Below are 24,430 nucleotides of genomic sequence, written 5' to 3'. Positions count from 1 at the left end.
TCCGCGGCCGGTGACCGCGTCCGTTCAGTCGCCGCCCTCGGTGACGGCCGCCTCGTCCAGTTCGGACCGCCAGCGCCCGCCCGCCCGGTCGTAGTGCAGCGGGCCGAACCGGTAGGCGGACAGGTCGAGTTCGAGCAGCTGCTCGTAGGCCCGACCGGGCAGATCGGCCTCCAGCACGACGCGCAGTTCGGTGTGCGTGTCCTGGAGCACCAGCACGCCGGGGTGCTCCGGCTCCGCCCCCGCGCCGGGCACCCAGGGCAGCCGGGCGACCAGGTGCCGCAGGGCCCGGTAGGCCGCACCGCCCGCCTCCGTACCGACTCCGGCGAGGAACGCGTGCAGCGGAAGCGCGGCCAGCACGAGCCAGCCCAGCTCCTCCGGGCCGCGGTGGGCGTGCACCGGGCGGAGGCGCGGCGGGTAGCCGCACTCCTCGAAGAGCGCGCCGAACGCGGCGCCCTGTTCCGGGGTGATCTCCTGGCGCAGCAGCAGTTCCGCGCCCGGCGCCGCCGCTGGTGGTCCGGTCATCGGGCCTCCCTCTCTGGTCCGTTCAAGTGTGCTGTTTCCCGCACATGTTGACGAGACGGCGGGTACCGCGACAGGCCGTACGGCAGGTGGCGGACCGGCGTTCGCGACGTTACGCCGTCGGCGGCCCCGTCCGCCCGGTTCCGCCCGGTCCCGCCCCGACAGTGACGCACGCCCGGCGCACTCGATGTGCTGCACCGTCCCCGAGTGCGCCCCCGCTGCTCCACGCGCCCCCGAGTGCCCCCACACCCCAACTCAGCTCCCCGCGCGCTTCGTCGCCGGTACCCACTCCACCCCGTAGCCGTACGCGCGGTCGATCTGCTCCTGGTCGCTGAGCATCGGGGAGGGTGTGAACCAGCGCAGTTCACGGCGGAGCGAGACCTGCCTGCCCTCGAACACGGCCTCCGCGACGGCACAGGCGGTCGCGGCACGCGGCGCGCCCTCCAGCGCGTACCGCGCGCCGACGGCGGGGGCGGCGGCAGCGGGGGAGCCGGGGCCGGAGCCCGGACCGGTCACCGCCACCGTCGCGCCGAGTCCGCCCAGGCCGGGCGCCGCGTCCGGCGCGAAGACGTAGCAGAGCAGGCGGCGGAAGGCGGTACCGAACGCCAGGTTCACCCGCAGCGATTCCCCCACGGAGGCCTCACCTCGACCGTCCTCCCGTTCGAGCGCGAGATAGGGCCACGAGGTCAGCGAGCCGAAGGTGCCGCCCAGCGCCTGCACCGCCGTCACGCTCCCGTCGGCGTACTCGGCCAGGCACCCCAGGCCGGGCGCGGTGCCCCGGCCGGGCGGGCGGTGCAGGACGATGCGCAGCTGGGCGCCCGCCGCCGCACCCGCCACCACCGGCGCGGCGCGGGGCGTGCCGCCGGTGCCGGTGCCGGCCAGCGGAATCCGCCCTCGTGAACGGTCGTTCGGTGTCACCCTCGCCCCCCCTGCTGCCGGCCCTGCCGCACTCCGCACCCCGCACCCCGCCGGACGGGCCGGCCGCGCGGGCCGGAACACCGGCAAGAGGTTCTTCCGGGCGCAGACCCGTCCTCCCGGGGGACCGAATTGTATGTTGACCCGGTGAGTGGTGGGCTACGATCGGTCACCCTCACCGAGCGGTACCGCTCGGTGCCGCATCGGGGGGCCGTATGCACGTCCGCCTCAAGAGGGCGTGCTCCGAGGCAGTTTCCTCCCGGATGCTTCCATTGGGGGTGGCATGCCCGTCGGGACCCTGCCTGCACGCGAGCAGGTCGGAGAGGATATCGCCGAGATCGCCCGCGAATCGGGGCTCAGATCCCGGCAGGACGAGCTGGAGCTGCTCTCGGTGGCGCTCAAGGCGCGCGACACCAAGGCCCTCGCCCCCTGGGCCGAGCTGGACCTCGTACAGGCCTACGCCCGGCCCGAGAGCGTCCGCGACGCGACGCGCACCCCGGCCGAGACGCCGTACTGGCGCTGGCTGGAGGCCGGTCTCGGCGCGCTGGTCTTCGTGCCGCTGCTCTTCACCTGGCTCGGGCTGACCCGGGCCTCCGGGGCGTACGAGTCGCTCCTCGAGTCGGACCCGAGGCAGTCGAACCGCCCGTTCCTCCAGCTGTGGCAGACCGGCTTCGAGGGCCACCTCTCGGGCCTGTACACCTTCGGGCACGTGGCGGGCTTCGCCACCGCCGCGATCGTGCTGCTGCTCGGCTGCGCCTTCGCGCACGGGGCCCGGCGGGCCGCGGTCGAACGCGCCGAGGAGGATGCCCGGCGCAAGGGCGACGACCTGCTCGCCCGGCTCGTCCCGCTCCTCGTACGGGCGCAGTTGCACCTGAACGAGGCACGGCACGCCTCCCCCGACCGGTTCACCGGCGAGCTGGGCAAGGCGGCGGGGCTGCTGACCGGGCTCGCGGAGCAGGCCGTCACGGTGCAGGAGACGCTGACGAAAGCCACCCAGCAGACCAGCGAGACGATGGTGGTGGCCGCGCAGCGGCTGGAGGCCGCCGACGCGGCCGTCAAACCGCTGACGGAGGCCGCCGCCCGGATCGAGCTGGCCGTCCGCAGCCAGGGCGGCTCGCTCACCACCGCGCTGGACGACATCCGCCTGGTCAACAGCGAGATCAGCGAGCACCTCGACCAGGGGACGACCAGGATCGAGGACGCGCTGAGCACGGTGAACAGCTCGCAGCGCTCGTTCACCACCAGCACCGAGGTGGCCTCCGACCTCAGCGGACGGACGCTGTCCCGGCTCAACGAGGTGACCGAGAGCAGCAACCAGGTCGTGGCCGCCGCGCAGGACACGTTCCGGCAGCTGGCCGAGCAGACGGAGGCGCTGCGTACGGCGGCCGAGCGGTTCACCGAGTTGGAGGACGCGGTACGCGGGCGGCTCGCGGAGGAGCGGCGCACGTACGGGTACTACGGCGGTGGCGGCGCCTCAGCGGGCGCCCCGGCCGGCGGCCAGACCCACGAAGGCGGGAACGGCTACGAGGACACCGGCTCCCGCCGTCGGGGCCCCTGGTGGCCGCGCCGCAGCCCCGTGCGCCCGCCCGGCCCGCCGCCGGCCGGGTCGCCCACGGCCGGGCCCGGACGTCCCGGCGGCAGCGGGAACCCCCGGTGAAGCGGCGCGGGTTCAGCCCGCTGCACTTGGCGGGCTGGCTCTTCGCCGACATGCTCCTGGTCCTCGCGCTCGTCGCCATGGGCGACCAGGGCGACCCGGGCAAGCCACCCGACCCCGGACCGAAGCCCAGCGACTCCGCCACCCCCACGCCCACCCCCACCCCGACCGGGCCGCTGTCGGTGGAACGCAAGCCGGTGAAGGTGCCGGTGGACGCAGACTCCGCGGACCGGAAGCGGATCATCTCCCAACTGCGCAAGGCCACCGAGAAGTACGAGGGCCGCAAGGCCGCCATCGTCCTCACCTTCGGCCGCACCCCGCAGGCGCGGGCGGGCATCGCCTACGCGCACCGGGTCAACTCGCTGCTGGACGACGCCCGTCCGGAGATGTTCGAGGGCACCACCACCCGGGACTTCATGGAGCTGGGCGGCTCGGTGGGCCACGCGGACCTGGAGATCTACTTCTTCACCCGATGACGACACGACCCCGCACCCCGCACGCATCCCGCATCCCGCATCCCGCATCCCGCACCACCGAAATCCCCCCTCTGGAGGAGAACTTCCGTGCAGATCCTGCCCTTCTACATGGTGTGCGACGAATCCGGCTCCATGGGCGGCCCGCCGATCGACGCCATCAACTCCGCGCTGCCCGAGCTGCATCAGGAGATCAGCACCAACCCGACCGTCGCCGACAAGACGCGCTTCGCGCTGATCGGCTTCTCGGACGACGCCAAGGTCCTCCAGCCGCTGGTGGACCTGAGCGAGCTGGACGAGCTGCCCGCGCTCACGGCGGGCGGCGTCACCGCGTACGGCACGGCGTTCCGCACCCTCCAGCAGAGCATCGAGCAGGACGTCGCGACCCTCAAGGGCCAGCAGCACGAGGTCTACCGGCCGGTCGTCTTCTTCCTCTCCGACGGGGTGCCCACCGACTCCGGCTGGGAGAAGGCCCTCGAAGACCTGACCTCCTCCCGCTACGGTCCGAAGATCATCGCCTTCGGCATCGGCGACGCGGACACCGGCACCATCTCCCAGGTCGCCAACTTCCGCGCCTTCATGCAGCAGGACTCCTCGGTCTCCCCGGCCGCCGCGCTGCGGGAGTTCGCGGCCAGCCTCACCCGTTCCATCGTGCGTTCCGCGGGCAGCATCCCCGCCGACGGCGGAGCGGGATTCGCGCTGGCCGTGGACGACACCGTGCCGGGGTTCAGCACCGTCAACCTCGACAAGCTCTGACCGCCAGGGGGTCCCGCATGCATCAGGACACGAACGCGCAGGGCAACCCGTACGACGGCGCCTCGTACGACGAAGGCCCGTACGACCAAGGCCCGTACGACGGCGGCCCGCTCACCCCGCGCCCGGAGGCACCCGACCCGGCCGAGCCGCGCGGCGTGCCCCCGCACATCGGCAACAGGCCGCCCAGCTACCCGCCCACGCCCTCGGGCTCCCCCTCGATCACGGACGGCGACTGGTACAGCGCCATCATCGCCGACACCGAGCTGGACGGCGGCACCTACGGCCCGCTGACGGTGCGCGGCGCGTCCGTACGCGGCGACGCGCACCGCCACCTGCACGAGTGCCGCCAGGACGCGCTGGGCGTGATCCAACTCGGCAGCGGTGACGCGGAGTTGCTGTTCCTGGTGGTCGCGGACGGCGTCGGCAGCGAGCGCCTCTCGCACCGCGGCTCGCGCGGCATGATCCGCATCACCGCCCGTAAGCTGGACGACCTCGCCGAACGGCTGGCCGCGGCGCTGCGCGCGGGGGACGCCGCCGCGTTCGAGGCCCTGGCCGACTCGGCGGTACGGGAGGCCGTCGCGCACCTGCTGCGGGAGGTCGCCGCCCGCAAGGTCCCGCACACCCAGTACTCGACGACGCTGCGCGCGCTGCTGGTCCCGCTGGACCCGGCCGTACGCACCCGCGGCTTCCTCGCCGTCGGCGACGGCGGCCTCTACCGGCTCCGCGGCGGGCGGTGGCACGACCTGGACGCCGCCGAGCGGCAGGAGAACGGGGACGGCGGGGGCGTCATCGTCACCCGCACCCACGCGCTCCCGGTGTCGTACGACCGGGTGGCCACCCGGCTGCTCGGCCCCGCCCAGCCCGGCGACGTCCTCGTCCTGTGCACGGACGGCTTCTCCGGCCCGTTCGAGGGCAACCCGGAACTGCGCGAACTCCTGGGCGAGCACTGGGGTCCCGAGGCCCCCGTGCCGCAGCCCGCCGACTTCCTGTGGCAGGCGCAGACTCGGGTGAAGTCGTACGACGACGACCGCACCGTGGTCTGCCTGTGGGAAGGCGCCGACCCCCGGTGAGTGCCCAGGACGGCGCCGACGTCCCGCTGGCCGCCCTGGCCACCGGGCAGAAGATCGGCGACGGGGGCCAGGGCGAGGTGCTGACCATCGCCGGGCAGGACGGGCTGCTGTACAAGAGCTACCGGGCCCCGGACCGGGTCAACGGCCGTGCGCTGGAGGCCCTCGTCTCCGTACGCCGCCGCCTGCCGCCGGACCGGCGCGCGCGGCTGGACGAGCAGGCCGCGTGGCCGCTGTGCCGGGTCGTGGACGACGGCCACCGCGGCCGGACGGCGGGCTTCCTGATGCACCGGGCGCCGTCGTCGATGACCTGGCGCACGCGGCAGGACGCCAGCAAGCTGACGGAGCTTCAGTTCCTGCTGCGCGAACCGCGTCCCGCCTGGCAGGACATCGCCCAGCCCGCGGCCGGGCAGCGGCGGGCGCTGGCCCTGGCGCTGGTGGAGCTGATCGACCGGCTGCACACCTGGCAGCTCGTGCTGGGCGACGTCTCGCAGGCCAACGTGCTGTGGACGGTACGTCCGCAGCCGGCCGTCTACCTGCTGGACTGCGACGGCTTCCGCACCACCGGCAGCGATCCCGTACTGGCGCAGGCGGAGACCGTGGACTGGCAGGACCCCCGGGCCGGGCCCGCGACGGCCACCGTGGACAGCGACCGCTACAAGGCGGCCCTCGCGGTCGCCCGCGTGCTGGCCCGGGACGCGTACGCGGCGCCCGGGAAGCCGTTCACCCCGGTGCCGGGCGAGCTGGACGACCGGCAGGAGCACGCCGTACGCAGGCTGCTGACCGAGGCGGACGGCGCGTACGGCTCCCGGCCCACCCTCGCCGAGTGGAGCAGGGCGCTCTCCCCGCGCGGCACGATCAAGCTGCCCCCGGCCACCCCGCCGCGACCGCGCCCGGCACCCAACCGCGCGGTCCTGGACGGCACCCGCGACCGCGGCTCCATCCCGCTCCGCCCACCGGGTGGTGCGTAGGCTGCCCGCATGAGCGTGGGCAGGAGCGGAGGCGGCGGCGAACCGGGCGGGCTGCGGGAACGCAAGAAACGGCTGATGTACCGGACGGTCTCCGACACCGCGATCGCGCTCTTCCTGGCGAAGGGGTTCGACCAGGTACCGGTCGCCGAGGTGGCGGCTGCCGCCGGGATCTCCAAGCCCACGCTCTTCCGCTACTTCCCGGCGAAGGAGGACCTGGCACTGCACCGGTTCGCCGACCACGAGGAGGAGGCGGCCGAGGTCGTACGGGCGGGCCGGGCGGCCGGGCGGCCACCGCTGGAGGCGCTGCACCGGCACTTCCTGGACGCGCTGGCCCGGCACGACCCGGTGACCGGGCTCAACGACGAGCCGGAGGTGCTGGAGTACCACGGGCTGCTCTACGGGACACCGAGCCTGGTCGCCCGGCTGCAGGCGTATCTGCACCGCTCGGAGGAGGCGCTGGCCCGCGCCCTGGCGGAGGCGGCGCCGGATGCGGCCGTCGCGGCCGATCCGCTGCCCGACGGCGGACTCGCGGCGCGGCTGGCGGCCGGGCAGATCACCGCGGTGCAGCGCACCCTCGCGGAGCGGAACTGGTCCCGCATCCACGCCGGGGCGACGGCCGACGCGACGCTCGCGCGAGCCACCGCGGACGCGGATCTCGGGTACCGGCAGCTGTCCCGCGGGCTCGGGCGGTACAGCTGAGGAGAGTCGATTTCGTTACCTGGTCACATTTTTAACTCGGTAACGTTTTTTGCTACGGTTGCCACCGTGAACCCACTCGACCGCGAACTCAGCAGCGAGCGCGCCCACCACCAGCGCTGCCGTACCGCCAGAGCCGCCATGTCCGAGGGCGCGGAGGCGCGGGTCGTCAGCGGCCAGGACGTCGCGGCCTCCGGCGCCGACGCCGAGACCCTCGGCTACCAGCTGCGCACCCGCGCCAAGCAGCTGCGGGAGGAGGACGAGCGCCCGCTCTTCTTCGGCCGCCTCGACTACGGCGGCGGGCCGGACGCCGGTGACCACCGCGGCCAGCGGTACTACCTCGGCCGCAGCCGCATCACCGAGGAGGCCGCCGCCCCGCCCCTCGTCATCGACTGGCGCGCGCCGGTCGCCCGGGCGTTCTACCAGGCCGGCGCGCAGGCGCCGCAGGGCGTCGCGGTACGCCGCCGGTTCGGCTGGGCGCCGTGGAGCGACGGCGCCCCGGAGGACCTGACGGGGCTGGAGGACGAGCACCTGATGAGCGGGGACGGCGCCGCGTACGACAGCGACAGCAACAGGGACGGCAGCAACGGGCAGTACGGCAGCGAGGGCGGCATCCTCCGCCGGGAGATCGAGCGCCCCCGCGTCGGCCCCATGCGCGACATCGCCGCGACCCTCCAGCCCGAGCAGGACGACCTGGTCCGCGCCGGTCTGGACACCTCGCTCTGTGTCCAGGGCGCGCCGGGCACCGGAAAGACCGCGGTCGGCCTGCACCGCGCCGCGTACCTCCTCTACACCCACCCCCAGCGCGCCCAGCGTGCCGGTCTGCTGATCCTCGGCCCCAACCCGGCCTTCCTCGCCTACATCGCCGATGTGCTGCCCTCGCTCGGCGAGAGCGGGGTGCGGCAGTCCACGGTGGACGAGGAGATCGCCCGCCACCCGGTGCGCGCGGCGGACGGGGCGGCGGCAGCGGCGCTCAAGCACGACGTCCGGATGGCGCGGGTGCTGCGCCGCGCGCTGTACGGGCGGGTGGGGCGGGTGTCCGGCCCGCTGGAGGTGTCCGACGGCTCGTACCGCTGGCGCGTGGCCGCCGGGGAACTGGCCGAAATCGTCGCCGAGGTCCGCGCCGAGGAGCCGCCGTACGCGGTGGGCCGCGAACGCGTACGGGCACGGGTGGCGCGGCTGCTGCACCGGCAGGCGGAGCGGCGGGCCGGGCCGCGGGGCGGCGAGTGGCTGCGCCGGATGGGCCGGGCGCGTCCGGTGTCCGCGTTCGTCGACGAGGTGTGGCCCAGGACCGCGCCCGAGGAGGTGCTCACCGCGCTGCTCGGCGGCGGGGGCACGGGGGCGGGGGCGGGGCCGGGGGCGGGCCCCGGCACGGATGCGCTCGCCCGGGCGGCGGACGGCATCCTCGGCCCCGCCGAGCAGCGGGTGCTGCGCTGGGCGAAGCCCCCGCGCTCGTGGCGCACGGCGCGCTGGTCGTCCGCCGATCTGGTGCTGCTGGATGAACTGGCCGGACTGGTCGAACGTCCGGCGGGCTACGGACACGTGGTCGTCGACGAGGCGCAGGACCTGTCGCCCATGCAGTGCCGCGCCATCGCGCGGCGGGCCGGGTTCGGCTCGCTGACGGTCCTGGGTGACCTCGCCCAGGGCACCACCCCCTGGGCCGCCCGGGACTGGCCCGGCCACCTGCGCCACCTGGGCGTACCGGAGGCTCCGGTGATCCCGCTGAGCACCGGCTTCCGGGTCCCGGCGGAGATCCTCGCGCTGGCCAACCGGCTGCTGGACGCGTTCCCGGCGCAGGTCCCGGAGGCGCGCTCGCTGCGGAGCGGCGGCGAACTGTCCGTGCGCCGTGTCCCCGACCTGGGCGACGCCACCGTGGCGGCCGTACGGCAGGCGCTCACCCGCGAGGGGTCGATCGGCGTCATCGCGCACGGCCCGGAGACGGACGGGCTGCGCGCGGCGCTCGACGCCGCGGGCTTCTCCACCGCCGGTCCGGCGGAGGCAGGCGGCTCCGCGCAGGTCACCGTCCTCGCGGCGGCCGACGCCAAGGGGCTGGAGTACGACCATGTGGTGCTGGTGGAGCCCGCCGCGATCGCCGAGGCCGAACCGCGGGGCCACAACCGGCTGTTCGTGGTCCTGACCCGCGCGGTCTCCCGCCTCGACGTGCTGCACCACCGCCCTCTCCCGGCAGCGCTGGCGAGCTGACGCACCGGACCGTCACGGCGCGGTGGACCGTCACGGCGCGGTGGACCGTCACGGCGCGGTGAGCGGCTCGGCGCGGTAGGCGCGGTGCAGCAGTTCCAGGAAACGGGGGGCCTCGGGCAGCCGCGTGGCGCCGATCCGGTGCACGGGCACGCCCGGGGTCCAGGAGTTCATGACCACGGCCCCGGCCAGCTCCGGCAGGTCGGCGGGGGTGACCTCCCGGTCGCGCTGCGGGACGCCGAGGCGGTTCAGCCGGCGGCGGACGATGCCCATCGTCGTCCCGCCCAGCACCTCGGCCACCGGCCACACCACGGCGGTGCCGTCCCAGAAGGCCAGGTTCCAGATCGTCGCCTCGCTGAAGCGCCCGCGGCGGTCGAGGAACGCGGCGTCGTCGAAGCCGTCCTCGGCGGCCTGGCGGAGCAGGTACGTCTTGGCAGGCTCCCCGACGTGCTTGACGGCCGGGAGGAAGCGTTCGTGCTCCACCGCCGCCAGAGCCAGCGGTCCCGCCGGGCCGGTCGCAGCCGGGCCGGTGCGAACCAGCAGCCGGGGCTCCGCGTCGGGCCCGGCCACGGTGAACTCGCCCGCGGTCGAGTAGACGGTGGCCGTCAGCGACAGGTCGGCCGGGCCGCCCGCCAGCGCCTGCCGCAGGTGGGACCGCACCCGGTCCTCGGGCAGCGCCCGGCCGTACAGCCGCACCGAGGCGGAGCGCAGGCGCTCCAGGTGCAGGTCGAGGCCCCGGACCCGGCCGTCGCGCACCTGCATGGCGGTGAAGTGGGCGTAGCCCGCGAACGCGAGCGGCGCCAGCTCCCCGGCGCTCGCGGGGCGGCCGTTCACGGCGGCGGGGGCGGTGCCGGCGGGGGCGGTGGCAGCAGCGGTGGCGGTGCTCATCTGAGGTCTCCCGGATCGTGGTCGTGCCCGGCCGCCCGCATCCCGGTGGCGGCGGCCTGGGAACGAGCCTGGCCCAGCGCGCCGGGGTCAGCCAGAGCCCTCCGCTGCGGACGCCTGGCGTTCCTACCACTGCCAGGGTCAGGCTCGACCCGTACGTCTGTGCGGAGGACCAGCGACAATGGACGGCATGGACGGCATGAGCGAGCAGCACGGCACGGACGACCAGCACGGGACCGACGCGGCGGCCCCCGGCCGCGAGCAGCCGTTCGACCCGCGCGCCGAGATCGGCGACTTCCTGCGCAGCCGCCGCGCCCGGCTGACCCCGCAGGACGTCGGCCTGCCGGACTCCGGGCGGGCCCGGCGCGTGCCCGGCCTGCGCCGTGAGGAGCTGGCCCAGCTCGCCGCCGTCTCCGTCGCCTACCTCACCCGGCTCGAACAGGGCCGGGGCCAGAACGTCTCGGCCGAGGTGCTCGAAGCCCTCGCGGACGCCCTGCGGCTGACCGAGGCCGAGTACGAGCACCTCACCGACCTGGCCAGGTGCCAGTACAGCAGGCGGCCCACGCCGCCGCGGCAGGAGCGGGTGCGCCCGGCCCTGCGGGGGCTGATGTCCTCCATGGAGGGCATGCCCGCCTACGTGACCGGGCGGCGTACGGGGCTGCTCGCCTGGAACCCGATGGCCGCGGCCCTCTTCGGCGACTGGGACCAACTGCCCGCCCGGGAACGCAACCTGGCCCGGCTGGTCTTCCTGCGGCCCGACTACCGGCGGCTGTTCGTGGACTGGGAGGCGAAGGCGGCCGACCTCGTCGCCGCGCTGCGCCTGGACGCCGGCTGCCACTCCGGCGACCCGCTGCTCACCTCACTGGTCGGCGAACTCTCCGTACGCAGCGATGACTTCCGGCGCCTGTGGGCCCGGCACGACGTCGCGGAACGGAACCACGGCGCGCAGCACCTGCACCACCCGCTGGTAGGCGAACTGGCCCTCTCCTTCGAGGCGTTGCGGCTGCCCGACGACTCCGAGCAGGTCCTGACCGTCTTCCACGCCCAGCCCGGCTCCAGCGCGTCCGAGAGCCTGCGCCTGCTGGCCAGCTGGAGCGCGGACGCCCGTACGCCGGACGCCCCCGCGGCGGAAGCCCCCACGACGGAAGCCTCCGCGCAGCGGCGTTCCGGCTGAGACGGCCGCCGGAGGACGCGCGTGCTCCCGTCGGCGGTGCCCGTCGCCCGGGAGGGATGTCAGTGGCACCTGGGATGCTCGGCCACTCATGTCACTCGTGTCACCGAGGCAGGGAGCCTTCCGATGCCGATCCGTATCGCGAGCCGCCGTCGGGCGAGGGCGTCGCTGACCGCCGCGTTCCCCGGGGCGGAGATCATCGATGTGACCTCCAAGGCCCCCGAACCGTGGGTGCGGCTGAGCCCGTTCTACCCGCACGGCGGCATTCCGGTCCCCTACTGCGACGGCGTGACCAGTCAGTCCGTGGAGGGGATCTGGCAGGCACTCAAGGTCTTCCAGGACTGCGATGTCGACCCCGCCAAGCTCGACATCACCACGATGAAGGGGCTCAAGCGGACGGTGCGCCGCTACGGCCCCGTCCAAGGCCACCGCACCGGTCTGCATGGCGACGGGCTGCTGTCCTACGAGACGGCGCGGCACCGGATCTATCTGCCTGCCTACCGGTGGATGCTCGAACACCGCGTCGGCGATCTGATCGAGCGCCTCCGCGAGAAGAAGGAGCTCGTCCTCCTCGACTACACCACCAACGGCGACGTCTCCGATCCCACCAGCCCGCTCTCCCACGCCGCGCTCATCCGACTGCACCTGGAAGGCCGCTGGCCCCGGGAAGCCGCCCCCTCCCGTCCTGCGGAGCGGACGCGATGACGCGCCGGTAGTCGTCCTGGTCGCGCGGGACGTGGGGCTCCGCCAGGGCGCGGACCGCGACCGGATCGCCGGTGGGCGCGATCACGGCGCCCATGACCGGCTCCCAGGCGAGCCGTTCGGCGTAGAAGTCGATCCCGTACAGCGCGACGATCTTCGGCTCCCCGCCGACTTCCCTCGTCCAGTAGCGGCGCTCGTACGCGAGGGAGTTGGTCTCTTCGCCGCCGCCGACGTCGGCGGCGAAGCAGGCACCCCACCCGGGCACGTCGTACTCCGCGGCCAGGTACAGCGGGCGGCGTACCGGCGTCTGGGCGCGCTCCGCGATGGCCGCCAGTCTCGCGGCCGGCATCCGCCGAGGGCGCAGGAAGGGGGACGACATGCCGGCGCCGGGCGAGGAGTGCATGAAGCTCTCGGTACGCGCGATCCGCGCCTCGAGCTGGTCGTCCGGCTCCGTGAGGTTGGCGACGTCCTGTTCGTACACCGCGGTGAGGAACTCCTGGAAGAAGGTGACGGCCTCATCGATGTTCACGTCGGGTCTCGCTCTCTCCTGGGTGGACCGCTCCGCGGGTCAGCAGCCCTGGGGTACAGGAGCCAGCCTGCCCCGCCTGCCTCGTCGGTGTCCTCGGGCGACCTCGCCGGCGCCCGCATCGGCGGCTGAGGATACCTGGCCGCAACCGCGGCCCGTGGTGCGGGCGTCTGTGCCGGAAGCAGCGCAACCGGGGGGCACAGTGGACGAGTTCATGTACGAGGAGACATCGCGCAATCCGTTCGCCAGGCTGGTGCGGCTGAGCGGGCACGAGCTGCACATCGGCCGGAAGTCCACACCGCTGGAAGAACTGAACCTGCCCGCCATGGCGGAGGCGTACCAGCGCGGGAAGTGGCTCGGCGGAGGCGGCACCGAGCGGCCCGTCAGCGCCTTCGGGGGCGTACGCGACTGCGTGCCCGTCATCCGGGTGACGGGGTCGTCCAAGCCGGTGTGGCCGCGCCGGTCCGTGGAGTTCGCCGACACGCTAGGGCGGTTCGCCGTGCAGCGCAGCGGCGGGCCGGAGCAGGTGCGGGCGCTGGCCGCGCAGGCCGCCGCCGAGGGCGTGCCGCTGTGGATCGCCCGACGGTTCGCGCCCGGCCCGACCGGCACGATCAGCGTCGCGGTGGACCGGCGTACGCCACGGGTGGACGTCTGGGCGGAGGGCGGCGTACCGGTGGTGCGGCTGCGCGCCCCGTACGGCGTCTCCCCCGACCGGAACAATCCGACGCGCGACCTGCGGCTGACCATCGGCGAGGACGTCGCCGAGCTGGCCATCACCACCTCCCGGTCCGTGGCCCGCAACTACGTGGCCGTCGAACTGCCCGGCGGGCGGCGCTGGGAGCTGCTGCCGCACAGCGCCCGCGCCTCCCGGCTCGTGCGCGCGGGCATGCCGGTCGCGCTGCTCGGGAGGCCCGACGCGCCCGTCGGCCGCGACGTGCCGATGCTGCCGCTCGCGGACGTCGACTACCGGGGCGGCGACGCGCTGGACGCGGTGCTCGCGCACGCGCTCGCGGTCTCGTTCGGGCTGGGCGACAGCACCGGCGTGGTCCGGTTCGGCAGCAGGCACCAGCTCACCGGGATCGACGACCCCGCGGTGTTCGCGCAGCGCTGGTACAGCGGTCTCGCGCCGGGCTCGGAGGACTCCGGGCCCGGCGCCAGCGCCGACGGCTGGGGTGCCGGTGACGGCGGCTTCGGTGACGGCGGCTTCGGCGGCGACGGGAGTGGCGGCGGAGGCGGCAGCGAAAGCGGTGGCGGGGGAGGCGGTGGCGGTGACGGCGGGGGTGGCGGCGGAGGCGGGGGCGGCGGCTGAGGGCTGCCCGATGAGTTTCGGTGCGAGCCGCCGTCTGTCAGTGGTGGCTGGTGTAGTTCATCGCACCACCTGCTGAGCACCAGCGGAAACGCACCTCTCTAGGAGATTCCCGATGCGCACCCTGATCACCACCGCTTTCGTCTCACTCGACGGCGTCGTGGAGGCCCCGGGCGGCGAGCCCGGTTACCGCAACTCCGGCTGGACGTTCAAGGAGGTCGACTTCCTCCCGGAGGCGTACGCACTCAAGGGCCGGGAGCAGGAGGAGGCCACCGCGCTGATGATGGGCCGGGTCAGCTACGAGTCGTTCAGCCCGGTCTGGCCGGACATGGAGGAGTTCACGGGCTACCGGGCCATGCCCAAGTACGTCGTCTCGACCACCCTCACCGAGGACGACCTCGTGTCGAACTGGAACGAGCAGACGATCCTGCGCTCCCTCGACGACGTCGCCGCGCTCAAGGAGACCGAGGGCGGCCCGATCATCGTCCACGGCAGCGCCGCCCTCAACCGCAGCCTCTCCGACGCCGGCCTCATCGACCGCTACCACCTGCTGGTCTTCCCGCTGCTGCTCGGCGCGGGCAAGCGGCTCTTCAGCACGACGGACAAGGACACCCAGAAGCTGAAGCTCGTCCAGCACGAGGCGTACGACAACGGCATGCAGCTGAACATCTTCGATGTCGTCCGCTGACCCGGCGAGCCCCAGGGCTCAGGTGTGGGCCCCCGCCGCGCCCGTGGGGCCGCCCGCTCCGCTGTCGGCCGGCTCGGCGCCGTCCGCCCCGTCGCGGGGGGCGGGCAGAGCGGCGCCGCCCTCGTCCGGCGTGGCCGGCGTCCGGTACGCCTTCGCCAGGCTGACCGGCTCGTCCGGCTTCGAGAAGCGCCGCACCAGCGGCTCGGTCCAGCGCGCGGTCAGCGGCCCGAGGATGACGAGGATCAGCACGTACGCGGTGGCCAGCGGCCCGATGCGGGGCTCGGTCCCGACGGCCAGCCCCGCGATGACGATGGAGAACTCGCCGCGCGCGACGAGCGTGCCGCCCGCCCGCCAGCGCCCCTTGCGGCCGATGCCCGCGCGCCGCGCCGCGTACCAGCCGGTGGCGACCTTGGTGCACACCGAGACGATCGCCAGGAGCAGCGCGGGCACCAGGACGTGCGGGATCTTCTCGGGGTCGGTGCTCAGGCCGAAGAAGACGAAGAAGACGGCGGCGAACAGGTCGCGCAGCGGCGTCATGAGCTGGTACGCGCCCTCGGCCACCTCGCCGGAGAGCGCGATGCCGACGAGGAAGGCGCCGACCGCCGCCGAGACCTGGAGGTCCTGCGCGATCCCGGCGACCAGCAGGGTCAGGCCGAGTACGACGAGCAGCAGCATCTCCGGGTTGTCGGAGGAGACGGCCTTGCTGATCAGCCGTCCGTGCCGGAGCGCGACGTAGAGCACCGCGCCGACGGTGCCGAGCGAGATCAGTACGGTCAGGCTGCCGCCCGCCAGGCTCACCCCGGCCAGCAGCGCGGTGAGGACGGGGAGGTAGACGGCCATCGCCAGGTCCTCGAGGACGAGGATGCCCAGCACCACGGGCGTCTCGCGGTTGCCCAGCCGCCCCAGGTCGCCGAGCACCTTCGCGATCACCCCGGAGGACGAGATCCAGGTGACCCCCGCCAGTGCCACCGCCGCCACCGGACCCCAGCCGAGCAGGAACGCCGCCACCGCGCCGGGGGTCGCGTTCAGCACGAAGTCCACGGCACCCGAGGGGTACTGGGTCTTGAGGGTGGTGACCAGTTCGGAGGCGCTGTACTCCAGGCCGAGCAGGAGCAGCAGCAGGATGACGCCGATCTCGGCGCCGGTGGCGACGAACTCCTCACTGGCGCCCATCGGCATCAGCCCGCCGTGGCCGAAGGCGAGCCCCGCCAGCAGATACAGCGGGATCGGGGAGAACCCGATCCGCACGGCGAATCTGCCGAGGATGCCCAGGCCAAGGATGATGGCTCCGAGTTCGATGAGCATGGCGGTGGTGTCGTGCACGGGCTTCTATCCTCCGGCGATCAGTTCGGCGACGGCGTCCACGCCCTCCCGGGTGCCGACGACGACGAGCACGTCACCGGAGGCGAACCGGAAGTCGGGGGTGGGTGAGGGCTCGGCGGATGTACGGCGCAGGACGGCGACGATGGAGGCGCCCGTACGGGAGCGGACCTGGGTGTCGCCCAGGGTGCGCCCGCTGTACGGAGACCGGGAGGTGACCGGGATGTGCTCGGTGACCAGGTCGATCTCCAGGTGCTGGGGCAGGTGCGCGACCGGGTCGGGGGTGAGCAGGGCTGCCAGCGCGGTCGCCTCGTGGGGGGCGAGCGGGGCGGCGTCCTTGCAGTTGTCGTCGTCCTCCGGGTCATGGAAGGCGAGGATGCGGCGGCCGTCCTGGTGCGCGACGACGGACAGGTGGTGGCCCGCATCCGTGGTGAGGTCGTAGCGTGCGCCGACCCCGGGCAGGGCGGTTTTGCGCGAGTGCGCGGTGTGCTCCATGCGAGCGCTCCAAAGAAACGATTCCGTTGAGTTCGCGGCGGCCCGGTCCCCGCCGGGGCAGGACCCGGAGGAGAGTATGCGGCCACGAGTGCGCATGGGCACAGGGGCAGGAGTGCTGCGGTGCGGTCGATTCCCCCTCCGTCAACCGGCACAGTACGGAGCGGCCACGCTGGGTACACGTGAAGCCCTCGCTTGACCAGTACATTACCTTGTACCAGAGCTGGCGATTCAGTGCAGATGCCCGAATTCCGGTGCATAATCCCGGACAATTTTTTCTCCGCGCGCCTCGACGCAGGTGCCTCGGCGCCGCCCCGTCACGCACCGCCGTCACGCGGCGAAGCGGTGTCCGACGACTCCGGGTCGCCGTGCTCGCCGAACCAGCGGGCGAGTTTGCCGCGCCTGCTCACCGCGCGCAGCTGCCGTTCGGCGGCCTCCCGCGTGTCCGGCGAGGTGACCAGCAGCAGTTCGTCGCCCGTACGGAGCACGGTGTCGTGCTCGGGCACCAGGCTGGTGCCGCCCCGCACGATGAGGGTGATGACGGTGGGCGGCGGCAGCCGCAGCTCGAAGACGGCGACCCCGTGCAGCCGGGAGCCGGACGGGACGGAGGCGGTGAGCAGTTCGGCGTCCAGCACGTCGAGCGGCGCCGACTCGACCTGGACCTCGCGCAGACCGCCCGCCCGGGTCAGCCGCAGCAGCCGGGCGGCGGCGGGCAGCACCGGGCCCTGGACCAGCGTGAAGAGGACGACCAGCACGAACACGATGTTCAGCAGGTCCTCGCTCCCGGACACCCCGGCCACCACGGGGAAGGTGGCGAGCACGATCGGGACCGCGCCGCGCAGCCCGGCCCAGGAGACGAACGCCCGCTCCCGCCACGGCGTACGGAACGGCGTCAGGCACAACACCACCGACACCGGCCGGGCGACCAGCAGCAGCACCAGCCCGACGGCGACGGCGGGCCCCACGGCGGACGGCAGCTCGCTGGGCGTCACCAGCAGCCCGAGCATCACGAACAGCCCGATCTGCGCGAGCCACCCGGCGCCCTCCGCGAACGAGCGGGTCGCGGCGCGGTGCGGCAGCGCGGAGTTGCCCAGCACCAGCCCGGACAGGTACGCGGCGATGATGCCGCTGGCGCCGATCGCCCCGGCGGCGGCGAACGCGACCATGCCGAAGCCGACCGTCGCCAGCGGGTAGAGGCCGGTGGCGGGCAGCGCGATGTGCCGCAGCGCCAGCGCCCCCAGCCAGCCGATGGCCAGGCCGAACGCGGCACCGACGACGAGCTGGTAGAGCACGTTCCCGAAGATCGACACCGGGTCGGGCAGATCGGCGGCGGCGGTGCTGAAGACCAGCACGAGGATGACGGTGGGCGCGTCGTTGAAGCCCGACTCCGCCTCCAGCAGCCCGGTGACCCGCTTGGGCAGCGGCAGCGCGCGCAGCACCGCGAAGGTCGCGGCGGCGTCCGTGGAGGAGACGATCGCGCCCAGCAGCAGCGCGAGCCGCCACTCCATGCCGAGCAGCAGGTGCGCGCCCGCCGCGGTGATCACGACCGAGAGGGCCACCCCGAACGTGGCCAGCACCCCGGCGGGCAGCAGCAGCCGGCGTACGTCCCGCCACTGGGTGGTCAGACCGCCGTCGACCAGGATCACCGCGAGCGCGGCGGCGCCCAGGTTCTGGGCGAGCTGCGCGTCGTCGAAGTCGAGGCCCAGCACGTCCTCGCCGAGCACCACGCCGACCGCCAGGAAGAGCAGCAGGCTGGGCAGCCCGATCCGGCTCGCCGTACGGGCGGCGGCGATGCTGGCGAGAAGGGCGGTACCACCGATGAGCAGCGCGACATAGAGCTGCTGCAAGGTCATCGGGGCGACTCCGGTGCAGGTGGCGGGCGGGCGGAGCGTACGGGCGGGGGCGGACGGAGGGGACCGCGGGGCGGCTGTGCCCAGTCTCGCCGCTGAGACCGCGGGCCGCCCGCCGGGGCCGGACCGCGACGCGTCACCCCCGGCGGCCCCACGCCGCCCGAGCGCCCGGTGGTTCAGTGGCGCGAGCGTCGCCCTCTGTCCGTCCCGCGGCCCGAGCCCCGGCCCGAGCCGTCGCCCGTACGGTGGCCCTCGGCCGGTCCGCGCGGTCCTTCGTCCGCCTCCCCGTCCGGTCCGGCCCCCTCGTACGACCGGTCGAAGAGGTGGCCGCTGACGCCCGCCACCACGAGTCCGACGGCGATCACCAGGCCCTGGCCCAGCGCGATCCCCATGCCCAGCGCCGCCAGCGCGGCGGCCATCAGCGCCCAGGCGGAAGCTCGTCGGTGGACCGGCCGCCGCTGGACCGGCCGCCGCAGCGGCTCCCGCTGCTCCGCCAGGCTCCGCCCGCCGGTCTCCAGGGCCCGCGCCAGACGGGGGTCGTCGCGCCGGAGTCCGGCCGCCAGTTCGGCGAGCCGCTCCTCGTCGGAGTAGGCCATCGCTCGTCCCTCCCAGCACACAGGTACCGGACCAGGCCCGTCGCGGGACTGGTCACCCCCAGGGTGTCGGGCGGCGGGGGCGGCGGCCATCCGTGCCGGCACCCATTGCGGCGGGTGCGCACCCTGTACGCGCTGTACGCGCCCCGGGGCGGCCCCTCACCCGCGTCACTCCGACGCAGCACCCCCGCTCGCGCCCGGCCGCCCGTCCGCCTTGGCTGAGGGGAGCGAGCAGGACCTGAGCGAGCCCCAGGACCGTCCCGTAAGGAGTGCACCGGCCATGACCACAGCGGGCGGCCTCGCGCTGGCCATCATCGGCGCCATCCTCAAGTACGCCGTCACCTGGGAGCCCACCTGGGTCGACCTCGGCGCTCTGGGCACGATCCTGATCTGGGGCGGCCTGCTGGGCGTCCTCCTGGGCCTCCTCCGCTCCTGGGCGCGCGCCCGCGCGGAGCGGCGGCTCGCCGACACCGCGCACACCTCCGCGCGCTACGCGCAAGAGCCCCCCGGGTACGAGCAGCCCGGTGACGAGCCCGCCCGGCACGACGCCCGCGACCACCCCTGGTGAGCACGCCGGGCGGAGGCCGTGCAGCAGCCTGCCGGGACGGGCTCTCAGTCCTCGTGGGTGTAGAAGACGTAGAAGGCGGCGGCGCCCAGACAGCCGCCGAGCACCAGGCCCAGCACCACGGCGGTCAGGATGCTGCCGCCGCTGAGGCTGTAGAGGTAGCCGGTGCCCGCGCCGAACGCGCCGCCGTAGGTCATCGCCCGCACCTCCCGCACCAGGGACCACTGCACCCGGGCGAGGGCGAAGCAGACCGCCATCGCGAGCACCCCGGCCACCAGGCCGATCACCGTCGCGGTCGTGGTGAAGTCCTGGTCGCGGGCCAGGAACCAGGCGTACATGCCGAACGCGACGCCGATGAGGACCGGCAGCGCCCAGGCGGCCGTCCCGTGCCGGTGACCCCGCGCGGCGCCCCCGGGGTACGCGGTGTACGCGGTGGCGCCGGTGCCTGTGGTGTGCGCGGTGTGTGCGTGCATGGCGGGCTCCTCTCACTCGTCCCCCGCGAACGCCCCCGCGCTCCGTGCCGCTCCGCCCCTACCAGGGCACACCCCCGTACGCCCGTCGGCAACTCGATCACGCCCGGCCCGCGCCCCCCGGACGGCCCGCGCGGATGGCCCGTACGAGCCGTTCCCAGCCGCCCCCCAGGCCGCTACCGTCCTGTCACCGCGTCCGCGATCCGGGCGCGCCACCCCCACGCCGACAGTGCCGTTCCTGCCGTACCTCGGGAAGGACCCTGATTGTGCACCTGACGAACCGCACCAGACGCCGGGCGGTGGCGGCGCTCGCCGCGACCGCGCTGGCCACCCCGCTCCTGCTGGCCGGCGGCGCGAGCAGCGCGACGGCCGCACCGGACCGCCACGGCGACCGGAGCCCGGCTGAGAAGGGGGACAGGCTCGCCCGCGAGCTGGTCGCCCGCACGGGCGCCAAGGGGGCGATGAAGCACCTGCGCGCCTTCCAGGCCATCGCCGACCGCAGCGAGGGCAACCGCGCCGCCGGCGCCCGGGGGCACACACTCTCGGCACGCTACGTGGGCACCCTGCTCAAGCAGGCCGGGTACAAGGTGACGTACGAGGACTTCGAGTTCACGTACGTGGAACCGCTCGCCGAGAAGCTCAAGGTGCTGGGCGCGAACGCCCGCGACGTACCCGTGAACCTGATGACGTACACCAAGAGCACCCCCGAGGGCGGCGCCGAGGCGCCCCTCGCCGTGGTGCCCAAGGACGAGGGCACCGGCTGCGAGGCCGCGGACTTCGCGGGCGGCGGCTACACGGGCAAGATCGCCCTGATCGAGCGCGGCGGCTGCACCTTCGCCGTCAAGCAGGCCAACGCGGCGGACGCCGGTGCGGTCGGCGCGCTCATCTACAACAACACCGACGGCGCGCTCAACGGCACCCTCGGCGACCCGACCGCCGGACGCGTACCGACCGGCGGCATCAGCCAGGCGGACGGCACGGCGCTGGCCGCCGAGGCGGCCCGGGGAGAGGTCCGCGTCAACCTGGAGATCCGGGAGTTCCAGGAGCAGCGCAGGACGCCCAACGTCATCGCCGAGACACGCGGCGGCGACCCGGACAACGTGGTGATGCTCGGCGCGCACCTGGACTCCGTGGCGGACGGTCCGGGCATCAACGACAACGCCTCCGGTTCGGCCGGACTGCTGGAGGCCGCACTCCAGCTGGCCCGCGCCGACGGCCGCGGCGGCCACGGCAAGGGCGGCCACGGCAGGGGCAGCCACGACAACAAGGTGCGGTTCGCGTTCTGGACGGCGGAGGAGTTGGGGCTCGTCGGCTCCGAGCACTACGTCGCCGACCTCTCCCCGGCGGAGCGCGAGGACATCGCCCTCTACCTCAACTTCGACATGATCGCGTCGCCGAACCACGGTCTGTTCGTCTACGACGGCGACGACTCCGACGGCGTCGGCGCGGGTCCCGGGCCGGAGGGCTCGGCCCAGCTCGAACACGCCATCAACACCTTCCTGCGCGAGCGGGGCGACGAGCCGCGCGGCACGGACTTCTCCGGCCGCTCGGACTACGGCCCGTTCATCGAGGTGGGCATCCCCTCCGGCGGCACCTTCACCGGCGCCGAGGGGATCAAATCCGCGGAGGAGGCCGCGCTGTGGGGCGGTGAGGCGGGCGTCGCGTACGACAAGTGCTACCACGCGGCGTGCGACGGTCTCGACAACATCAGCAAGGAGGCGCTCGACATCAACGTCGACGTCATCGCCGACGCCGTCGGCCACTACGCCTGGGACACCGGCCCGCTGAAGCGCAAGGCCCCGGTACGGCCCACCGTCCGGACGGCGGGCGGCCAGGGCGGGCCGCACGCGCACCACACCACGCAGTAGCGGCAACCCGCTGAACCGCGGCAACCTCTCGCACGTCCGGCCGGGCGCGCGAGGGTTGCCGCCCGGGGTGTCCGGGAGGACGCTGGAGGGGAAGCCGCCGGGTCTCCGCGAGCGCGGCTGGACCGCGCCGGTCGTGGCGGCCGCGAGGAGCAGCGCCATGCGGGTCATGCTGCGCGCACATCTGGACACCGCCTCGGCGAACGAGGCAATCAAGACCGGCCGTCTACCCGAGATCATGCGGGAGCTGACGGCACGGCTGGAGCCGGAGGCGGCCTACTTCGGCCCGGGCGACGGCGTGCGGACCTGCACGTTCGTCTTCGACATGCAGGACAGCTCGGAGATGCCCGTCATCTCCGAGCCGCTCTTCCAGGAACTGGGCGCACGGCTCGAGTGCTGTCCGGTGATGAACGCCGAGGACCTGCGGAGGGGTCTCGCCGCCCGCGAGCAGGGCTGACTTCCCCACCAGCGGCAGCGCCCGTCCCGCGCGCCTCCCCTGCGCGCCCCCTGCTCCCGTCGGCTCAGGGCGCGCGTTCCGGCAGCAGTTCTGCCCCTTCGTCTGCTGTGTCAGTTTTTGCGCTCCCGCAGCATGGCTGCGCCCGGCACCGCTCGCCCGGTAGGCTTTCCGTGTGATCTTCAAGCGAATCGGAAACGGGCGGCCGTACCCCGACCACGGCCGGGAAAGCACCCGCCAGTGGGCGGATGTGGCCCCACGCCCGGTGCGCCTGGACCAGCTCGTCACCACGAAGGGCCAGCTCGACCTGGAGACCCTGCTCGCCGAGGACTCGACGTTCTACGGCGACTTGTTCGCCCACGTCGTGAAGTGGCAGGGCGACCTCTACCTGGAGGACGGCCTGCACCGAGCGGTGCGCGCGGCGCTCCAGCAGCGGCAGGTGCTGCACGCGCGGGTCCTGGAGATGGACTGAGCGCCGCCCCCGTGTGACGCCCGGGTGATCGACACGGCTCGCCATTGATCATTTAGTAGGCATCATCCCTGTCGGGCATTACCCTGCGCACATGAGCATGCTCACTCCTCCCGGCATGGGCGGCCAGTACCGCATCAAGGGTGACCGCTACCCGCGCATGCGCCGCCCCGACAACCGCCGCAAGCTCGTGCTCGCCGGCGTCGCGGCGGTCACGGTCCTGGGCCTGACCGGCTGGGGGGCGCTCCAGCTCATCGACGTCTTCACCGGGGACGACGGCTCCACCGCCGAGGCCGCGGACCGGTCCGGGGACAAGTGCGCAGCGCCGGACGGGGGCGGCGCCGTGCCGGACGCCAAGCCCGGCGAAGGCGGGACCGGCGGGGAGAAGCCCACCGGGGACAAGACTGCCGGGGACAAGGCAGCCGCGGCGCTGCCCAAGCCCGGCAGCATCACCGTCAACGTGCTGAACGCCACCACGCGCAGCGGGCTCGCCGCCGACACCGCCGACGCCCTCAAGGAGCGCGGCTTCAAGATCGGCAAGGTCGCGAACGCGCCGGGCGAGTTCGACAAGAAGGTCCGCAACACCGGCCTGCTCGTGGGCGCGACCGGCCCGGACACGGCCGACAGGCTGAAGGTCCTCGGCCTCCACCTCAAGGGCGCCGACACCCGCTACGACCACCGCGACGGCGCGGACGTCGACCTGGTGATCGGCCGGACCTTCAAGAAGCTCACCGCGGAACAGGACGCCACCCGGGCCATGGCCGCGCTGGTGAGCCCCGGCCCGAAGCCCTCCCCCACCTGCTGACGCGGCTGCCCGCTACTCCGCCGGCCCGTACATCCGGTCGCCCGCGTCGCCCAGCCCCGGCACGATGTAGCCCTGCTCGTTCAGCCGCTCGTCGACGGCGGCGGTCACCACCGTGACCCGGGTGCCCGCCAACTCCCGCTCCACCACGCCGACGCCCTCGGGCGCGGCCAGCAGGCAGATCGCCGTGACCTCCTCGGCGCCGCGCGCGATCAGTTCGTTTATCCCGGCCACCAGCGTCCCGCCGGTCGCCAGCATCGGGTCCAGCACGTAGACCTGGCGCCCGGAGAGATCGTCGGGCATCCGCGTCGTGTACGTGCTCGGCCGGAGGGTGTTCTCGTCGCGGATCATCCCCAGGAAGCCGACCTCGGCCGTCGGCAGCAGCCGCACCATCCCCTCCAGCATGCCGAGCCCGGCGCGCAGGATCGGCACCACCAGCGGCCGCGGATGCGAGAGCCGCACCCCGGTCGTCGAGGTGACGGGGGTGACGAGGTCCACCGCCTCGGTGCGCACCTCGCGGGTGGCCTCGTAGGCGAGCAGGGTCACCAGCTCGTCGGCCAGCCGCCGGAAGGTGGGGGAGTCGGTGCGCTGGTCGCGCAGGGTGGTGAGCTTGTGCGCCACCAACGGGTGGTCGACAACGTTGATCCGCATAGGACCCGACAGTAACGGAGACCGAGCGCCGCCAGGAGTGGCGTGACACCGCTTCCCGGAGGGAAAGTAGGCATGTACGCCCGGAGGTGTGCATATGCCAGAACCCAGCAAGTCAGACGCGGAGCGGCTCCGGCGCAGAGCCCACTTCCTCCGCGAGCTGAACGAGGCCAAGGAGCTGCGCGACCGCGTGCAGCCGCGCCGCGCCCGAGCGGCACGTATGCGGCAGCAGATGCGAATGCGGACGTTTCGCTGGTGACGCAGGCGCCCGAGGGGCGACTTCCGGACAAACACCTGCCCGACGCACGGTCGAAGACCCTTCGCGAAGCCGCTGTTTCTGCCACGATTCGATTGGGGCGGGGGCGCGGTCCTCG

At 73.8% G+C, this 24,430-nt stretch carries 27 protein-coding genes; 17 read left to right on the top strand and 10 right to left on the bottom strand.

Going from position 1 to position 24,430, the window contains the following annotated elements; all coding sequences use genetic code 11:
* Positions 1 to 24: 24 nt before the first annotated feature.
* Both H299_RS0115460 and H299_RS34405 read right to left on the bottom strand, forming a co-directional pair.
* Complete coding sequence (locus H299_RS0115460) at positions 25 to 522, bottom strand: hypothetical protein (RefSeq protein WP_027749134.1); 498 nt, start codon at positions 520 to 522, stop codon at positions 25 to 27.
* Positions 523 to 774: 252 nt separating this feature from the next.
* A complete protein-coding gene (locus H299_RS34405; protein WP_051262511.1) occupies positions 775 to 1,437 on the bottom strand; it encodes a hypothetical protein in 663 nt (220 codons plus the stop codon).
* Between the two features lie 280 nt (positions 1,438 to 1,717).
* On the opposite strand from H299_RS34405, the gene H299_RS34400 reads away from it, so the two are divergent.
* The 7 genes from H299_RS34400 to H299_RS0115420 all read left to right on the top strand — a co-directional run bounded on the left by H299_RS34400 (position 1,718) and on the right by H299_RS0115420 (position 9,253).
* On the top strand, positions 1,718 to 3,091 hold the full coding sequence (locus tag H299_RS34400) for a hypothetical protein (protein WP_051262510.1): 1,374 nt from the start codon (positions 1,718 to 1,720) through the stop codon (positions 3,089 to 3,091).
* Positions 3,088 to 3,564: a hypothetical protein gene (locus tag H299_RS0115445; RefSeq protein ID WP_027749133.1), complete on the top strand. Its 477-nt coding sequence runs from the start codon at positions 3,088 to 3,090 to the stop codon at positions 3,562 to 3,564. Before H299_RS34400 ends, H299_RS0115445 begins: the two co-directional genes overlap by 4 nt.
* Before the next feature lie 87 nt (positions 3,565 to 3,651).
* The gene (locus tag H299_RS0115440; protein WP_027749132.1) at positions 3,652 to 4,317 is read left to right on the top strand and encodes a VWA domain-containing protein; all 666 of its coding nucleotides are present in this window, start codon (positions 3,652 to 3,654) and stop codon (positions 4,315 to 4,317) included.
* A gap of 17 nt (positions 4,318 to 4,334) precedes the next feature.
* Positions 4,335 to 5,387, top strand: coding sequence for a protein phosphatase 2C domain-containing protein (locus H299_RS34395; protein WP_051262509.1), 1,053 nt, complete (start codon positions 4,335 to 4,337; stop codon positions 5,385 to 5,387).
* Complete coding sequence (locus tag H299_RS0115430; protein WP_027749131.1) at positions 5,384 to 6,355, top strand: hypothetical protein; 972 nt, start codon at positions 5,384 to 5,386, stop codon at positions 6,353 to 6,355. The genes H299_RS34395 and H299_RS0115430 overlap by 4 nt, the downstream gene beginning before the upstream one ends.
* A 9-nt stretch (positions 6,356 to 6,364) precedes the next feature.
* A complete protein-coding gene (locus tag H299_RS0115425; RefSeq protein WP_037759185.1) occupies positions 6,365 to 7,054 on the top strand; it encodes a TetR/AcrR family transcriptional regulator in 690 nt (229 codons plus the stop codon).
* A 138-nt stretch (positions 7,055 to 7,192) separates the two neighbouring features.
* Positions 7,193 to 9,253, top strand: coding sequence for a HelD family protein (locus H299_RS0115420; RefSeq protein WP_486587298.1), 2,061 nt, complete (start codon positions 7,193 to 7,195; stop codon positions 9,251 to 9,253).
* Between the two features lie 48 nt (positions 9,254 to 9,301).
* Here H299_RS0115420 and H299_RS0115415 read toward each other — a convergent pair whose 3' ends face one another.
* Positions 9,302 to 10,138 (bottom strand): aminotransferase class IV family protein, encoded by an 837-nt coding sequence (locus tag H299_RS0115415; protein ID WP_051262507.1) that lies wholly within the window; start codon positions 10,136 to 10,138, stop codon positions 9,302 to 9,304.
* Between the two features lie 196 nt (positions 10,139 to 10,334).
* Between H299_RS0115415 and H299_RS34390 the strand changes: the two genes are divergently transcribed.
* Entirely contained in the window at positions 10,335 to 11,309 is a 975-nt protein-coding gene (locus H299_RS34390) for an MmyB family transcriptional regulator (RefSeq protein ID WP_051262530.1), read from the top strand.
* A gap of 123 nt (positions 11,310 to 11,432) precedes the next feature.
* Positions 11,433 to 12,011 (top strand): DUF6939 family protein, encoded by a 579-nt coding sequence (locus H299_RS0115405; protein ID WP_027749127.1) that lies wholly within the window; start codon positions 11,433 to 11,435, stop codon positions 12,009 to 12,011.
* On the opposite strand, the gene H299_RS0115400 is transcribed toward H299_RS0115405, so the two are convergent.
* Entirely contained in the window at positions 11,938 to 12,537 is a 600-nt protein-coding gene (locus H299_RS0115400) for a hypothetical protein (RefSeq protein WP_027749126.1), read from the bottom strand. The two genes, H299_RS0115405 and H299_RS0115400, sit on opposite strands and share 74 nt — an antisense overlap.
* A gap of 211 nt (positions 12,538 to 12,748) precedes the next feature.
* On the opposite strand from H299_RS0115400, the gene H299_RS39955 reads away from it, so the two are divergent.
* Both H299_RS39955 and H299_RS0115390 read left to right on the top strand, forming a co-directional pair.
* Positions 12,749 to 13,843 (top strand): hypothetical protein, encoded by a 1,095-nt coding sequence (locus H299_RS39955; protein WP_486587286.1) that lies wholly within the window; start codon positions 12,749 to 12,751, stop codon positions 13,841 to 13,843.
* A gap of 112 nt (positions 13,844 to 13,955) precedes the next feature.
* Entirely contained in the window at positions 13,956 to 14,528 is a 573-nt protein-coding gene (locus H299_RS0115390) for a dihydrofolate reductase family protein (RefSeq protein ID WP_027749124.1), read from the top strand.
* Positions 14,529 to 14,546: 18 nt separating this feature from the next.
* Here H299_RS0115390 and H299_RS34385 read toward each other — a convergent pair whose 3' ends face one another.
* The 4 genes from H299_RS34385 to H299_RS34380 all read right to left on the bottom strand — a co-directional run bounded on the left by H299_RS34385 (position 14,547) and on the right by H299_RS34380 (position 18,786).
* Entirely contained in the window at positions 14,547 to 15,851 is a 1,305-nt protein-coding gene (locus H299_RS34385; protein WP_051262506.1) for a cation:proton antiporter, read from the bottom strand.
* A 6-nt stretch (positions 15,852 to 15,857) separates the two neighbouring features.
* On the bottom strand, positions 15,858 to 16,343 hold the full coding sequence (locus H299_RS0115380; RefSeq protein ID WP_027749123.1) for a cation:proton antiporter regulatory subunit: 486 nt from the start codon (positions 16,341 to 16,343) through the stop codon (positions 15,858 to 15,860).
* Positions 16,344 to 16,657: 314 nt separating this feature from the next.
* Positions 16,658 to 18,193, bottom strand: coding sequence for a potassium/proton antiporter (locus H299_RS0115375; protein ID WP_027749122.1), 1,536 nt, complete (start codon positions 18,191 to 18,193; stop codon positions 16,658 to 16,660).
* A 173-nt stretch (positions 18,194 to 18,366) separates the two neighbouring features.
* On the bottom strand, positions 18,367 to 18,786 hold the full coding sequence (locus H299_RS34380; protein WP_051262505.1) for a DUF3040 domain-containing protein: 420 nt from the start codon (positions 18,784 to 18,786) through the stop codon (positions 18,367 to 18,369).
* A 277-nt stretch (positions 18,787 to 19,063) separates the two neighbouring features.
* Between H299_RS34380 and H299_RS34375 the strand changes: the two genes are divergently transcribed.
* Complete coding sequence (locus H299_RS34375) at positions 19,064 to 19,351, top strand: hypothetical protein (RefSeq protein WP_106965801.1); 288 nt, start codon at positions 19,064 to 19,066, stop codon at positions 19,349 to 19,351.
* A gap of 44 nt (positions 19,352 to 19,395) precedes the next feature.
* Here the strand turns inward: H299_RS34375 and H299_RS34370 are convergent, their stop codons facing one another.
* Positions 19,396 to 19,821 (bottom strand): hypothetical protein, encoded by a 426-nt coding sequence (locus H299_RS34370; protein ID WP_051262504.1) that lies wholly within the window; start codon positions 19,819 to 19,821, stop codon positions 19,396 to 19,398.
* A gap of 263 nt (positions 19,822 to 20,084) precedes the next feature.
* Here H299_RS34370 and H299_RS0115355 point away from each other — a divergent pair, with 263 nt between their 5' ends.
* The 4 genes from H299_RS0115355 to H299_RS0115340 all read left to right on the top strand — a co-directional run bounded on the left by H299_RS0115355 (position 20,085) and on the right by H299_RS0115340 (position 23,411).
* A complete protein-coding gene (locus H299_RS0115355; protein ID WP_486587285.1) occupies positions 20,085 to 21,686 on the top strand; it encodes a M28 family metallopeptidase in 1,602 nt (533 codons plus the stop codon).
* A gap of 67 nt (positions 21,687 to 21,753) precedes the next feature.
* The gene (locus tag H299_RS0115350) at positions 21,754 to 22,140 is read left to right on the top strand and encodes a hypothetical protein (protein ID WP_486587284.1); all 387 of its coding nucleotides are present in this window, start codon (positions 21,754 to 21,756) and stop codon (positions 22,138 to 22,140) included.
* A 172-nt stretch (positions 22,141 to 22,312) separates the two neighbouring features.
* Positions 22,313 to 22,609, top strand: a complete 297-nt coding sequence (locus H299_RS0115345) for a type II toxin-antitoxin system VapB family antitoxin (RefSeq protein WP_006377352.1) — start codon at positions 22,313 to 22,315, stop codon at positions 22,607 to 22,609.
* 91 nt (positions 22,610 to 22,700) lie between these two features.
* The gene (locus H299_RS0115340; RefSeq protein WP_078512766.1) at positions 22,701 to 23,411 is read left to right on the top strand and encodes a LytR C-terminal domain-containing protein; all 711 of its coding nucleotides are present in this window, start codon (positions 22,701 to 22,703) and stop codon (positions 23,409 to 23,411) included.
* Between the two features lie 12 nt (positions 23,412 to 23,423).
* Here the strand turns inward: H299_RS0115340 and upp are convergent, their stop codons facing one another.
* Positions 23,424 to 24,059 (bottom strand): uracil phosphoribosyltransferase, encoded by a 636-nt coding sequence (gene upp / locus H299_RS0115335; protein ID WP_027749118.1) that lies wholly within the window; start codon positions 24,057 to 24,059, stop codon positions 23,424 to 23,426.
* Between the two features lie 94 nt (positions 24,060 to 24,153).
* On the opposite strand from upp, the gene H299_RS39950 reads away from it, so the two are divergent.
* Positions 24,154 to 24,315, top strand: a complete 162-nt coding sequence (locus H299_RS39950; RefSeq protein WP_199782453.1) for a hypothetical protein — start codon at positions 24,154 to 24,156, stop codon at positions 24,313 to 24,315.
* Positions 24,316 to 24,430 lie beyond the last annotated feature (115 nt).

Source organism: Streptomyces sp. CNH287 (genome assembly GCF_000424825.1).
Note: the sequence above shows the minus strand (reverse complement) of the source record. Positions and strands in the feature narration are given on the sequence as shown.